The 14,080-nt window shown below is 65.0% G+C and carries 7 protein-coding genes and 2 pseudogenes; 2 read left to right on the top strand and 7 right to left on the bottom strand.

What is annotated here, in order from left to right:
* Positions 1 to 29 precede the first annotated feature (29 nt).
* The 4 genes from MFF24_RS11315 to MFF24_RS11300 form a co-directional block, all read right to left on the bottom strand.
* The gene (locus MFF24_RS11315) at positions 30 to 215 is read right to left on the bottom strand and encodes a hypothetical protein (RefSeq protein ID WP_238224522.1); all 186 of its coding nucleotides are present in this window, start codon (positions 213 to 215) and stop codon (positions 30 to 32) included.
* A 23-nt stretch (positions 216 to 238) separates the two neighbouring features.
* The gene (locus MFF24_RS11310) at positions 239 to 1,660 is read right to left on the bottom strand and encodes an exodeoxyribonuclease VII large subunit (protein ID WP_238224520.1); all 1,422 of its coding nucleotides are present in this window, start codon (positions 1,658 to 1,660) and stop codon (positions 239 to 241) included.
* Positions 1,661 to 1,748: 88 nt separating this feature from the next.
* A complete protein-coding gene (locus tag MFF24_RS11305; RefSeq protein ID WP_238224517.1) occupies positions 1,749 to 2,654 on the bottom strand; it encodes a hypothetical protein in 906 nt (301 codons plus the stop codon).
* 522 nt (positions 2,655 to 3,176) lie between these two features.
* Entirely contained in the window at positions 3,177 to 6,575 is a 3,399-nt protein-coding gene (locus MFF24_RS11300; RefSeq protein WP_238224515.1) for a MobA/MobL family protein, read from the bottom strand.
* 2,098 nt (positions 6,576 to 8,673) lie between these two features.
* Between MFF24_RS11300 and MFF24_RS11295 the strand changes: the two genes are divergently transcribed.
* A complete protein-coding gene (locus tag MFF24_RS11295) occupies positions 8,674 to 10,143 on the top strand; it encodes a hypothetical protein (RefSeq protein ID WP_238224514.1) in 1,470 nt (489 codons plus the stop codon).
* Positions 10,143 to 11,363, top strand: a complete 1,221-nt coding sequence (locus MFF24_RS11290) for a DUF4011 domain-containing protein (RefSeq protein ID WP_238224513.1) — start codon at positions 10,143 to 10,145, stop codon at positions 11,361 to 11,363. The genes MFF24_RS11295 and MFF24_RS11290 overlap by 1 nt, the downstream gene beginning before the upstream one ends.
* Before the next feature lie 179 nt (positions 11,364 to 11,542).
* Here MFF24_RS11290 and MFF24_RS11285 read toward each other — a convergent pair whose 3' ends face one another.
* From MFF24_RS11285 to MFF24_RS11275, 3 genes and pseudogenes are all read right to left on the bottom strand, one after another.
* Positions 11,543 to 12,346 carry an ABC transporter permease gene (locus MFF24_RS11285; RefSeq protein ID WP_238224512.1) on the bottom strand — a complete coding sequence of 268 codons (804 nt, stop codon included), beginning with the start codon at positions 12,344 to 12,346 and terminating at the stop codon, positions 11,543 to 11,545.
* Positions 12,347 to 12,453: 107 nt separating this feature from the next.
* Positions 12,454 to 12,819, bottom strand: a pseudogene (locus tag MFF24_RS11280) (integrase core domain-containing protein); the annotation flags it as partial.
* Positions 12,815 to 13,647, bottom strand: a pseudogene (locus MFF24_RS11275) (IS110 family RNA-guided transposase); the annotation flags it as partial. The pseudogenes MFF24_RS11280 and MFF24_RS11275, both read right to left, overlap by 5 nt.
* Between the last annotated feature and the right edge of the window lie 433 nt (positions 13,648 to 14,080).

Genomic DNA, 14,080 nt, shown 5'->3' with positions numbered 1-14,080 from the left:
AACTCTCATCGGCGGTGGTGCTGTTTTCGTTACGCGCTACGGCCGCGCAACTCGGAGATCCGCGCGTTCAGTATGGCACGCAGCTCTTGCACCTCGGTATAGGCGGCTTCCACCTTCTCGAAGGAGGCCAGCCCATCACGGCGGATCTCATGGGTCAGCGCTTCGATGCGCTTGACCGCGGCCAGGAAGCTCGGGGTCTCGGGGGGATGTGACATGGTATCGGCGTCCTTGAGTGATGTCAGTGAGTGGTTGAAGTGAAGGGTTCGACCCGGACGGGTACGACGCCGTCCGGGAATTGCAGCAGCAGCGGCAGGCCCGCTGAGATATCCTGGGCGCTGGTGACGATGCAGCCCGTATCGGTCGCGATCACCAGCGCCAGGGCTTTGCTTAGGAGGACGTCGTCCTCGGTGTCATTGAGAGGACCCACCTCGACGGGATCGGCATCCGGTTCTTTCCGCGTGATCCCGCCGACTGCCGCGCTCAATCCCAGCAGTAGGCTCTGCTCGACGGCCCGATCGAGCTGTCGCAGTCGTGCTTCGGCCGCGGTGACAAGATCTTGCAGCGCCATGTCGAAGGCGGTCGTGGCTCGTGCCAGGGCGATGCGGCTGGCCGCCCCAAGATCCTCCTCGATCGCAGCCTCAAAAGCGGCGAGCGCGCGCTCGGCCCGGAGCCCGGTGCGCTCGACGAGGTGGCGCACCAGCATCGCCGCCGCCGTCGGAGTCGGCTCGGAGCGCGCCGCCACTGCATCGAGGGCGGTGCGCGGCGTGCCGGCATGGCCGAGGCCGACGATCAGGTTCGGCACCCGATCTGCTGTCGCAGCATGCGCGATCGCGTAGCTGTTGAGCGGACGGAATGCTTCGATCGGCCCACCGCCGCGGCAGACCAAGGTCGCCGACAGTCCATACTCGGCATGCAGGCTCCTGACGCGGGTAAACGCTTCGACCAACGTGCGCTCGGCCCCGGCACCCTCGAAGTTGGCCCACACCCGGTGGAGGCGGAGGAGGCCGGCCCCTTCGATTGACTGCAGCACGTGCTCGACGTCGCGCCGCGCCTCGCCATGCTCTGAGACGACGAGCGCAACATGATGGAGATCCTCCGGCTCGACCCAGTTGTCCGGCCCGAAGCGGCCCCCCTCGAGCCTCAGCCGCTGCAGCGTGCACTCGCGCTCAATGTCTGCTTCGAGCGGGATCTGCCCGAGCGAGAGCAGGGCCATGAGCTTGGCTTGGACGCCGGCTCCGCGGCCGAACCGCTGACGCAGGCCGGTGCGTAACTGAACCTCGATGGTACGGTTGACGAGGTCGGCCGGATCGAAGTCAACGCCATGCTCCGTTCGGATTAGGGCGAGCTCGGGGGCATCGAGACGGACCTTCAGGCGCGGTGGATCGTAGCTCAGGCTCGCCTGCGCTTCGCCGAGCAAGAGGAGATAGCTGTCGGGACCGGCGGCCTCGACCGTGAGGACGCAGGCCCGCACGCTGTGTTCGCCGCGCAGCCGCTGGCGCAGCCAGCCGATCACGTCGCGCAGTTCGTGCACCTCGGCGGAGAGTGAGTCGGGTTCGAGCGCGCTGCCGCGGTCGTGACGGGCGCGCGGTGGCGCGTCGCCGCCGGGATGAGGCTGGTGTGGCGGCGTGTCCCTCCAGGCGGGGAATCGGTGATGTCGCATCGTGTCCGTTCGTGTGTCGTCGTGTGAATGGCGGGGCGAGCGGCCCGGCGGCCGTCATGCGGTCGCCGGGACTGTGGACAGGAGCGCGTCAGTCGAAGAGCGCTGCCCCGTTGACTGGCCGATCTTCGGCCGCCGGTGCCGGTTCGAGCTCGCGGGCGATCGCCTCGAGGCGGGGCCGGTTGGCCTCACGCAGCTCGCGGTGCAGGATCTCGATCAGCAGCGCGGCGAGGTCGGGCGCAGTGTCGAAGCTGCGGAAGGCGAGCCCGTCGAGCAGCGTCACCGGCCGCGTCCGCCGAGTCAGGATGGGGACCGGGAACTCGCACAGCCGCTGCGCCAGGCCCGGGTCCGACAGGGACCGGAAGGCGAAGCCCGTGCCCGGTTCGACGATCACTGCGTCGAGCGTGCCCCACTCATATTGATCGAGGGCGGCATCGAGAGCGCGGTGAAGCGCTGCCACCGAACCCGGCTCCTCGAACGCGAGAGGATGCCGGATCAGCGCGATCATTCCGAGTTCGTGCCAGCGAGCGAGACCGTCCGCGATCGCGTGCGGCGCGCCATCGTCCGGCTCGATCAGGAATGCCCGGCGGAGCCGGCGCGGCATCGGCAATTCGCGCTGCCGTTCCCATACGCCATTAGCGTCGAGCGCCTCTCGCACCCGCGCGTCGCGCTCGGCCCAAGCCCTCAGCATTAGCCCGCGATCCAGGCCGATGATCCGCCCGGTCAAGCCGAGCAGCGGATCGACGGTGAGCGTCAGCAGAACGGTGTGATCGCCGAGGAGATCTTCCTCGTGCAGCTGAATGCCAGAGACCTGTTCGACCTGCTGGGTGAAGTCAGCGGACATGAAGGCGGTAAGCCGACCGCTGCGGGTGGGATCGAGCGCCTGGAGGTCGAACAACCAGCCGTCGCGGTGCCGCCGGGGTCGGCTCGCCGTGGCGCGTACCCACAAGCCGGTGGGCTCGAGCGGGCAAGCGGCCGCGTCCGCACCGGCGGACATGTCGTGATGTGTCATTTCTAGAGGCCCATTGTCGGAGAAGAGATCGAAGGAGCCTCGCCAATGCGAAGCGGACGCTGTCTCAGCGCCGCCCTGCCTCACCCGTCCTTTCCGGGATTTTCAGCCAAGGTGCCTTCGCCCTTTCCTCTCTCGATCCCTATTCTCCCAGCACCCAAGCAACGGCTTGGGTGCGCAGGTCTTTTCTCGTCTTTCGTGATATCCAATGCAGGCGCGCGTGCTGTCAGGGGCAACCTCTCGCGACCTGTCTGATGGCATCCCCAGCAGTCCCGGTCTCCCACATCCAGCCTGCTGCGAGCCTGAGCCTGAGCAGCATCCGGTGGCTTCCAGCAGCACGGGCATTGCGCAGAGCTCGGATGCCCAGGTTATTGTCATAGGATAATTCCGGGCTCGTGACGGCTTGCACCCCGTGCGGCCAGACGGACGCAAATCTCCAGGGCATGCGATCACGGACGGATTTGCGAAGATGTAGATCCTGGCGTGCCGCAATCTGACCACAGACTGCGATCATCTCTCAAATGATCTATCCCGCGCGCGAATTTTCTTGCCTGGACGCTTGGCGCCAACGATGCGCACTGTCTCAACCGCCGAAGTCGCTGCCGGAGAGACAGACGCGTGCGCTGCGGCGACTGGCTCTATATGCGGAACCGGACGTGTCGCACCCTCATCATTCACCGAATCCGCAAGGTTCGGAGGCATCGGTTCACCGCAGCCTTCAGCTTCGTCCGCTGGCCCACGGCCGACAAGTGACCCGACGATCCCCGACGATGAGGGGACCGATGGGCCGTTGGCAGTCAGTCCAGGCTGTAACCGCTCGTCTTCCGATCCGGTCGCAGCGCCGATGGTGACACTGGGTGATACAGATCCAACCCCTTCACCACCTGCGCGGGCGGTCGCCGACTCGGTCGGGCGCTGACCCCGGTCGAGCGCTAGCGGAGCCACGGAGCGAGCTGGATGCGAACCCCGGCGCTGTGGGGCTTCCGGCTGTTCTGGCGAAGCCCGACCACCGCCGGGGCCGGCATAGCTAGCTGTCGGGACGCGCGATTCGATCGCCTCTCTAGTGTGTGTATCCGTAGCGCGTGGTGCGCCGGGCGATGTTTCGATCGGCTGCCCGATCGTCACCGGGGTCTCGAGTTGTGCCAGACTTGGAGCGCCGAGCCGATTGCCCGGAGTTGTATCAAGCATGCCGGGAGGCCCAGCGTCGTCTGCTTGAGCGTCGATCGGGCCGTGGGAGACGCGCGGCATTCCGGAACTCGGTTGCTCGTCTCGCGCACATGTCTCCGGGTGCATCGGCGCCCCGGCGGTCGGACTATCGTGTCCGAAGCGGCCCCCGGTATGCGGGAGCCCCGGTTCGGCTTGGGGCGATGTGAAAGCCTGGTGCGTCCGCGACGTCTCTCGAGTCGGCTCTGGGGGACGCGGCGCACCCGTGCCGACGGTCGGCCGATGCAGGAAGCGGCCGAGATCGGCATGTTCGGGGCGCGGGCGGAACCCGGTTTGGCCGATCTGCGGAGCTGGGCCGTCCAGCCGACCGGGCGTGTAGCGCGGCTTTGTACGACCACCCGAGGGCTTCGCGAGCGGGCTGGAGACCGTCGGCGATGCTGTGGCGACAGGCCGCTCCTTCTGGGACGCTGCGGAGGGCGGCGCAGCAGCGGGCGCTGACTGTGCAGCCTGAGGCAAGGAACGGTGCGCGAGTTCGGCTTTCAAGGCACGGAGGATCTCGGCGCTTCGGCTCTCTACCGCCTCGCGGAAGCCCTCCTGCAGCGCACCTCTCGAGCTTTCACGCCGCTCCGTGCGTGCCGGATCGTCGAGGCTCTGCACGGCCTCGGGAGCATAGCGGCGCGCGACTTGCAGCGGGCGGGCAGGCTCGGCCATCCAGGCCTTCAACTCCTGGACGATGAGGCGCACGTTGTGGCGTGCCGTCTCCGTGCGGCGGGCGTTCTCAGCGTCGAGCCGCAAGGCCCCGTCGTAGATCGTCGTCAGGAACCGAACCACCTCGCTCTGGTGGCTGAGCCCGAACAAGCCAGCGCCAGCGACCGGGCGATCCTGCGGCGGCGCGTCGAGCGCCTCGCCTCTCTTCTTCCGGTTTTTTTGTTCCTCTTTGTCGGCGGCATTCATCATGAGCTTTGGTCGCGAGGTGATCCGGTCCGTAACCAAGCGGGTCAGATCCTGATTCAGCTCCAGCAGGGCCAGCTGGAAGCTCGCCTTCACCCCCATCTCCCCCAGTCGCTTCACCTCGGCGACCCGGTGCGACCCATAGGATTGCGGCGCGACGAGGCGAGCGGCGTGATCCGCCATGCCCGCGATCGATCCCTCCCGCTTCCTCGCCCGGTCCTCGTGCTCCTTGACCAAGCGGTCGTGGACGGTGTCCCACTGCCGCCGGGCCAGAACCGGCCCCTCCTCGGTCAGCTCGCCTTTCCGCTCCTTGTTGAAGGTCCGCGAGTTGATGTGCTTCAGCGGCTCAAGATCGATGCCCATGCTCTCGTAGGTGCCGAGGTTGTAGCGCTTCGACACCCCGGCCTCTTCCAGCACGCGGTTCGACACCGTCTCCCAGTGCTTGCGAAGCTCCGTGACCCAGTCCTGGTCATTCGTCTCGCGGAGACGGTTCTGCTGGTACGGGCGGACCAGATACTTGGTCCGATTCGGATACCGACGCTCCTCCTGGATCTCGAAATCCCAGACATCGCCTTTGCCGCTTGATCCTTGGATCTTGGCGGCCGGCCGGTCGTAGTAGGCGATGTGAACGTGGAAGTTCCGGGCGTCGTTGTTGGCATCCGGCGCGTGGATGACCGCCCAGTACGGGAACCCCTTCTCGGCGAGCTTCTGCGTGAAGTCGCGCACGATTTGCAGGCGCTCGCGGCCATCGATCTCGTGCGGCAGTTCCGCGATCACGCGCGTCTGCGTGCGCCCGCCGCGCCCCGGCGAGATCTCGAGCGGAGCCTCGGGGTCAAGACCCACCGCCCACTGATGCAGGGCGAACGCCTTGTCGATGGTCAGCTTGATGTCGAACGGATCGCCGTCGTCCCGCGCCAGTGCATCGCGGATCGGTTTTTGCGCGGCCGGCGGGGCCTGATCGACGTGTTCGGCGACCCTGGCCCACCAGGCCGGGTTCTCGGCCGGCTTGATCGTGACGCGATCGCCCTTAGGCGTCGCTTCGGCCTCCTCGACAGCGAGCCAGAACCGCGTGCGCTCTTCGACGGTCTCGCCGATCGTGCCGAACGAAGCCTCGTCGAGGGCGTCCAGTTCCTCGTCCGTGATGCGATGGCAGGGCTTGCGCTCCATGCCCTCCGCCGCGCCGGCACGTTCGATATAGGCCTGCTGCGCGACCGCGGAGCGGTCGAGGCCGCGCCGCTCGATCTCGGCGGTGAAGGCCTCGCCGGACAGGCGCTCCTGGCCCTTGCCACGGATCTGCTCGGGCGCGCCCTCGCGTTCGACGTAGAGCACATGCGCGGCCGCGCGCGATCCGGTCAGCCGGCGGCCGCCACGCGCCGCCTTGATCATCTCGCGGATCGGCGAGGTCTTCGAGACCGAGGTCTGCGAGAAGTGGCAGGTCGTCTCGCCGGCGGACGAGGTCGGCCGCGCGCCGCCGCGCACCCGGTCGCCGAAGCGCACACCCGGGTTGTCGTAGGCCCGGTCGATCGCGGGATGGACCCCGGGGCTGCGGCTGAAGGCCGAACCCTGCGCCCGCGGCGTCACGGTGATCGCGCCGTAGCGCACCTTCGCCGGCATCGACTGGCCGGTGCGTGCCATGGGCATCGCAAGTCCGCCGAAGGCGGGGGCCTCGCTGTGCCGCACGGCCAATCCGGAGACCCCGGGGCTGCGCGACAGGCTCGTCGACCGATCCAGAACCAGGGAGAGGTTCTGCAGCGTGCTCAAGACGAGCGGGCTCGGGTTGAACAGCGCGGTCATCGGTCCTCTCGTGAGAGGCCAAGCTTATCAGGTTCACCCGTGTGAACCCAACCGGGCGATTCGTCCGAATGTTTGTACGGCCGCGTCTCGGCGGCCCACTGCGACCTGTCTCGGTCGCGATCGGCGAAACCTTGGAGTTGAGTGAGTGCGTGTCGATGCGCGTCCCCTGACCGGTAGCGGTCGGGTGGCATCAGCTCCGGGGCTGTCTCCACCGTCCCTAAGTCGGATCCGAAGCGGCAGCTTGATCCGGCGGCCCTGCAAGGAAGAGCAAGCGCAGGCTTGCACGACCGATCCCGTTGCCAGTGGACCCAAGCTGGGTCTCACGAACTCCCATGCGCAGGCATGGCGAGGGGCAGGACGATCCGAAATGGGGACGCCCATTTGATCGGCCAGGGAGGCAGGGGTAGGGACCGAAATCGGCTCGAAGGAGCCGTCAGTTTTTGCTGCGCCCGGCAGGGTGCACAAAAACTGAGGAATTGAGCCATCGAGCTTGCGAGACCTGGATCGTCGGATCCAGGGTCCTTCTGGGTCTCTTCTGGGATCGTCGTTCTGGGAAGCTTCCGGGCCGTCCAGACCCTGGTTTGGGAGCCGGAATTGCCCGTCGGGTGGCCTCGATCGGGCCCTTTCAGAGGCCGGGAATGGCCCTCGGAGCGGGAGGGACGAGGTCCAGGCACCGGATCAGCGCCTCGAGACCCTCTCAGGGCGCAAAAATGAGGTGCGGATCGGTTTCGATCGCCACCTCGCCGGGGTCCGCTCTTGGTTCACCAGCGTGACACCTGCCCTGCTGGAACAGTTCGCCTCGGGGCGAAAATTTCCAGCACCTGGTTGTCTCGCAGAGGTCGGCCATCGGGCTGGAAATGACCGGTCTCGATCCGGTCGCGAGGAGCGCCAGGATCCACGACGGCCGTGTACGTACGCCGGCGGTGACGTCCTGGGATTTGGATGCGTGACCGTGCTGTTGCGCACGCCCAAAAACCCATGCAAAAACACAGGCTTGGGTTGGCAATGTAAATGATGCCTTCGGCGTCTTTAGCGCCGGTCGCGGCGCACCTTAGCCGGGCTCTCAAGGGTGCGCATCAGCGCTGTAAATGATTCCGTCAGATTGTCCCACGGTGGGCGTGAGAGGCGGAAATGACCATCCGCATCCGATTTGCGCTTGAAGGCCGACACCGCTGTAAATGAAGCACTGTTTCCCATGTGCGCTATAGCCCAAGAGGCGGCTGCGTCTGGTGTGAATGAAGCTCGATCTTCCATGTGCAGCGCGACGGCTGCCGGGTGGAAATGGATAAGACCCGATCATCTGCATGTCCGGCGTTGGTGCCGTCATGGCCTGGAAGGCCTCGGTGCAAACGACGGCACGCGCGATTTTTCGCGCAGGTCCTCTCCAGCGCGAGATGAGAGGGGGCGGCTTTTTCGGCAGACGGATGGAAATGACGTCGTCGCGCTCATGGCCATCGGCCTCATCGGGGGGGCTGAGCCGGTTGCCGCTCTGGGGTGGCAGGCGGAATTGGACGGTGCCAGAGCTGTGAATGACCCTGCGGGCGCTATGTGCGCCTGCGTTGACCGGACCTAAGCGTGACCGGTACAATTCGCTGGAAGTGAAGCGACGGGATTCATCGTCGCCCGGAGGGTCGCATGGCCGAGGTCAGACGTATCAGGGGATCGGGGCGGCTGAAGTCACGGCTGGAGCGTCTGCGTCAGGCGTGCGCAGCGGAGGCCGTGAGGCTCGCTCAAGCGGATCCGCGCTTTCGGGCGGTGCTCGTCTCGCCTGCGGGGGTGAAGCCGGAAGGCGAAAACCGCGAGATTAGCTTGTGATCGTCTTCCGCATTTCGAGTGCGGTGCGATCAACCGGGGCTGGTCCGCTCTGGGATCTGCCTAAAATGCGACACCTGCGGGAGCACGACAGGCTCTCCCGGGTGGAAATGATAGACCTCTTTGGGATGTCGTGATGGCTGAGGTCAACTACTGCTGGGGTTCGGAACGGCCGTCGGCGCGGCGCGTCCGGCTGGCCCGTCAGATCGAGGCGACGCAGGCCCTCAAGGCCGCGGCGGAGCTTGAGTATCAGCGCAAGCTGGCCGAGATCGAGGCTCTGGAGGCGGTGCGGGTCGCCGATCTCGAGGAGGTCGAGGTGATGACGCACGGCGGTGCGGCTCCTTACGACCGGTCCCTTGAGGCTGATCCTCAGATCGCGGGCCGGACGCGCGCCGAGAACACGCAGGCGCTCTATGGGCGTGGCGCGAAGCTGACGCGCTCGACGATGGCGACGCAGGTCATTGCGGTGGGCGATGGCTCGCTGGACATCCGCAAGGGCGCGAAGGCCAAGGGTCGGAAGCGGTCGGGCCAGGCGGCGCGTGTCGCACCCGGTGCGCGCAAGCCCCGGGCGAGCGAGGTCGTCGACAGGGTGGAAATGGTGCCGGCGGAGGCTTCGACATCGGCTCCGGTCGCGGTGGCACCCGTGAGCGAGATCCTGGTGCCGGAGCCGCAGGTGGAGGCTCGGGCCGAAGCGGTGCGGGAGCCGGAGGTGCTTGCGCCCCGGGTCATTCTCCCCGCGCTGTCTCGGGAGATGTCGGACGTCCTCGGTGATGTCGATCGTCCTGAGGAGGATCAGATGGGACAGGTCGAGGCCGGCACGATCACCGACAAGGTGCTCGACGTCTTCTCCCCGGAGATCCTGGCCGAGCGGGCGAAGCGGCGTGACCCCCGGCGTCTGCCGGCGGGCTACGATCCGTCCTGGGCGGATTCCTGGGTGCGGGATCCGATCGCGCCGTTACCGGAGATGGTGCGGGAGTTCATCACCTTCGGCACGGCCGTCGACAAGCGGCCGGAGGAACTGACCGACGAGGAGGCACGTCTTCTGGCCGGTCCGGGGATGTTCCCGATGCCGCTCGGTTTCAACCCGAACGATTACAAGGACCGTCGGCCGCCGCGTTTCTTCACCCGGGAGAAGGACGTTCCGTCCTTTGAGTGGGAGGCCGAGATCACCCGGGCGGGTGGCACGATGCAGAAGCTCGTTGCAAGCAATGCCCTCTACATCGACGAGTTTCGGGAGATCGAGCGCTCGCGGATCCGGATGTGGCCGTACGCGGTCGCGCGCCGGGATTTCATCAAGGGGCTGATGGACGGTCTCGCGGTGGGCGAGCTCACCTTTGAGCCTGTTTCGATGGCGGAGGACGACCTTCTGCGCAGCGTGCGCTGGCGGGTGTTTGCCTCGGCCGATCACAACTGGCTGCAGATGATTCCGAACGCGGATCTCGACCTCTACTACACCCGCATCCTGGACAAGCTGTCCTGGCCGGCGGGCCTGTCGCGGCTCGAGCTTCTGCAGCGGTTCGGTCAGGGGGACGACCTGACGAATCCGCCCAACATGTCCTCGCAGGGGCGGCCGCCGCGCTGGCTTCTGCCGGATCAGGACTGGATCGAGGGTGAAGGCTTCGGAATCCATGCGGCTGACGGGACGCTGATCGAGATCCCCAGTTCAGGGTTTGAGCTGGCGGAGGATTTCGGGACGACGGACGACATGGCTCCGGTGACGCGCGATCCGAGCATTGATCCGAAAGCGTGGGGGTGATGGTGCAGCGCTCCCTTGAGGAGCTGGCTGCGCCGCTGCGGGATGTGAGCCGGTGGAACCGGCTTCTCAGCCTGCCGTCGGATCGGCGAAGCGGGTATCTCGGCTTCGCCGAGTCGGCCCGCTCGGTTCGGGACGCGCTGTCCCGGAGTAAGCGGGTCGCATTTAGCGAGCCTGTCCTGACGCTGCGCAACGACTGGTCGAGCGCGGAGCCGGGGACGCTGGATGCCGACGAGGCGCTGAGGCGTATGGTGCGTCTCGACGGCTTAGCCCGTGACATCGACGAGGAGACGGGCGTGAGCCCGCTGATGCTCGGGCTGGGGCTCGTGCTGTGGCGGGATGGCGAGCGCGTGCGCATCGCCCCGCTGATGCTGTGCCCGGTCATCCTCGACGGCGTGCCGGAGGGGCCGGGCCTGCGTCGGGCCGGGGTGCCGGTGGCGAATCCGGTCCTGCTCGATCGCTTGGAGATCGACCCTGCGTGTCTGCCGTCCGACCCGTTGACCTGGAGGGCGGAGGATCTTGCCGGCCACGGGGTGGTGTCGGTGTCGCCGGTCGCCGTGCTCGGGATCTTCGACGTGGTGCGCTATCGGCAGTGGGAGCGGCTCGATGCGCGGCGCGATCCGCGGCTGGCGAAAGACCCGCGGGTCCAGGCCCTGCTGACCGGGGAGGGCGCGGGGGTCTGGTCGGGGGCGGCGAAGCGGGCCCTGTCGCGCGAGGCCCGCATGGCGACCTCGCTCGATCGCAGTCAGGCGGTGGTGCTCGAGGCCAGTCGCCAGGGTTCGGACCTTGCAGTCCAGGCGGGTCCGGGAACGGGCAAGACGCAGACGATCGTGCACATCCTCGGCAACGCGGTCCGGGATCGGCGCACGGTGTTGTTCTTGAGCGGGCGGCAGAGCGCGTTCCGGTCGGCGCTGGCGCGCCTGGACGGGCTGCTCTCCTACGGGTGCCCCTCGATCGGGCAGCCGCGCTGTAAGTTGTATCCGCATCGCACAAAACCCGCTCAATCTCAGCCCCGCCCAGCACTCGCCGCGCGGGGCTTCTTCGTTTCAGCGCCGTCCCGGGACTTCGGCCTCGGAGCTTTTTTCGTGCCCTTTGATGTTGCGCTTGAATGCATTCCAGCGATGCATCTTGCCCACATCCCGCGGTTTCAGCCAGAAGATATCGGGTTAACGAGTTATCTGCGGTCGAATCTTTTCCTGCTCGCATTGGACAGCCTGCTGTGAGTCGGCGTGCCAAGCGGAAGCAAGAAACGGAATACTTCCAATCAACAGGCAGCCGACAGCGCCCCATGTTTTGCCATGTCGGGCGAGCCGAAAAGCCATGACGAAGAACCAAAGCGTTCCAGTTACGACCCCTGACAACACAAAAATTTGGTTAGATACCATAGCTACAGGTAGCACCCCTATTGCTGAGCCCGGACTATAAATCGCTCCATTATGAGGCCAATTGTCAAAGCACCAAATATCCATCCGAATATATAAAGATAATCGATCTGAACGGCATACGATGGCTCATAGCCCAGCCGAATCCATTCGATTATTTGTGTTATTGGATTCCATTTCATGTAATAGTAAATCTCGTCAGGCATGAATGATGCCACGAAATAAACACCGCTAGTTAAATAAAGGCTCAATGTCACTAATATATACCCTAAAATCCATCCTGGAAATATAGAGCAAATACCTACGTTGATAAATCCAACCCCAATGCCAAGTCCTATCGCTGCTAGATAGCCAGTTACCGCCTGAAAGATATCTTTAGGCACAGGATCTATGCCGAAGCATATTAGAACCATTAAGACAAGCATCAAACCCAAGAAGCTACTTACTATCTCAACAAGACAACGAGCTATAACTGTATCAAACTTTTTAACCTGCGGAAAATAAGTCAACGGCTTGTGGATCATATAACCTTTCATCACCTCGCGTGAAATATATTGGAAGGCCAGGGCAGGAAGCGCTCCAGTCGCAACAAAAAGAGCAGTGTCGCCGATAATCGGCGGATTCATACCACGAAAGGCCATAACCCCCGTAATAATTCCAAGGTGCGCGCACGGCCAAAGCACCTGCACTAGGTAGCCCCAGTAATTTCCACCGAACCGGCTGCGCATATCACGAAGCATCAGAGCACTGAGAACGCGCAGATAAACATCGAGATGGTTCGGCGGCTGCGGTCTGCTTCGGAGGGGCTGGACGTGAGCGGTCATCGGAGTCGTCACCAATCATCGATTTGGATGCGTTCATTGGCCATAATCGCGGCAAAATCCAGGAGCAGGCCACTGGCCTGTTCCCATTCGGTGGCCCAGGTGCGAAGTTAGTGCATTGTCGGTCGCATGACGACGGTGGGGCGAGCGGAGGACGAGGCTGAACCGCTTGGCTCTCCTGGCCAGATGAGGATCTCTGGCGCAGGCGGCTGGTAGCCCAACGCGGAGTGCGGATGGGTGCTGCTGTAGTGCGTCCGCCACTGCTCGATCACGACGCCAGTCTCCTTGAGGGTGTAGAACACCTCGCCGTTAAGGAATTCATCCCGCAGCTTTGCGTTGAAGCTCTCGCAATAGCCGTTCTCCCAGGGACTGCCGGGCTCGATGTAAGCAGTCTGTGAGCCGACCGCCGCGCTCCAGTCTCGGACAGCTTTCGCGATGAACTCCGGGCCATTGTCCGAGCGGATATGGCCCGGCACTGCGAGCCAGTTCGTCACCGCAGCGGCTGACGTTGCCCTGGATGTCGGTCTCGCCCGACTGGTAGCGGGACGGGGTCAGGCCAAGGTGCGCCCCCACATCCCGGGAGTGTCGGAACCGCTCCGGCCGGTCGATAGTGGCGCGGAAGGCCAGCGTGGTGATCGGGCCGACGCCCGGCACGCTCATCAGCCGCCGGCAGACCGCCTCGCCGCGTACGATGACGAGAACCTGCAGCGTCAGCTGGTCGAGCTGCTCCAGCATGGTAGAAAGGATCGCCACGAGGGGCGTGACGAGCGGCAAGACCAGGGGATCGTCGCCAGCCAACTCTCGCACGCGCCCGGCAAAGGCGGCGCGGGCCGGGGTGCCGAGCTTGATCCCGCCCTCGCGCAGGATGGCCCGCACCACGTTCTCGATGGCGCGCATCTCGTTGAGCACGGTGCGCCGCGCCACCAGCAGCGAACGCCAGAGCCGGGACTGGCGCGACTTGACGTGAACCTGCCGGTACCAGCCGGTCCGCATGATCTGGGCGAGCGCACGGGCATCGTTGCGGTCGGTCTTGTTGGGCATCGTCTTCATGGCCGCGTTGGCGGACCGTGTCTCGATGCAGATTGCGGGCAAACCCGCGGCACGAAGCTCGTCGTGCAGCCAGGCCGTCAGCGAGCAGGCTTCCAGGCCGACACGCTCCAGCGGCAGGCCGACCTCGTCAGATCCGCGATGTGGGCGCAGGGCCCGCTCGCCGAGCGCATCTCCTTGAAGATCCGACCCGTCTCATCGACGACGCAGATCGCGGTCTCTTCCAGGGAGACGTCGAGTCCGGCAAAGTAGGTCATGGCTGCTCCTTCCTGATGCTGTGGCGATCCGACGTCGACCACGATCTCACATCTCGACAGGAGCAGCCGCCTTCAGACGGCCCGCGGCAGAACCCCAATCACCCCATCTGTCTCATGCTCAGCCAGAAGCGGCCTCCGTCGCACCCCAATCCACCGAACCTGGCGAACAGCCACTTTTCAGGGGGCAGGCCACTGCGGGGATGAGGCGAAAACATCATCCTGACATCAAGACAAAGGAACTTAAGATGCGCCACTATCGCGCAGCAGCGCGTGACTGATACACGCCACCCGCCTAACCGCAGATACCGCTTGTTCGTCAGCTAGACATTTGGCACTATGAAGCTACGCACTGCCGTATCTAGCCAACAGCCTACTGCCACACCAAATATAACTGGGAAATAAAATGAGATATGAAGCCGTGGAAAGTCACCAA

The sequence above is a fragment of the Methylorubrum aminovorans genome, assembly GCF_022179725.1.
Lineage (GTDB): Bacteria > Pseudomonadota > Alphaproteobacteria > Rhizobiales > Beijerinckiaceae > Methylobacterium > Methylobacterium aminovorans.
The sequence above is the reverse complement of the archived record's forward strand: the minus strand, read 5'-3'. Positions and strand labels throughout refer to the sequence as shown.

Coding starts and splice junctions, on each gene's coding strand:
- MFF24_RS11315 (WP_238224522.1), bottom strand. CDS start 215: ATGTCACATCCCCCCGAGACCCCGAGCTTCCTGGCCGCGGTCAAGCGC.
- MFF24_RS11310 (WP_238224520.1), bottom strand. CDS start 1,660: ATGCGACATCACCGATTCCCCGCCTGGAGGGACACGCCGCCACACCAG.
- MFF24_RS11285 (WP_238224512.1), bottom strand. CDS start 12,346: ATGACCGCTCACGTCCAGCCCCTCCGAAGCAGACCGCAGCCGCCGAAC.
- MFF24_RS11305 (WP_238224517.1), bottom strand. CDS start 2,654: ATGTCCGCCGGTGCGGACGCGGCCGCTTGCCCGCTCGAGCCCACCGGC.
- MFF24_RS11290 (WP_238224513.1), top strand. CDS start 10,143: ATGGTGCAGCGCTCCCTTGAGGAGCTGGCTGCGCCGCTGCGGGATGTG.
- MFF24_RS11300 (WP_238224515.1), bottom strand. CDS start 6,575: ATGACCGCGCTGTTCAACCCGAGCCCGCTCGTCTTGAGCACGCTGCAG.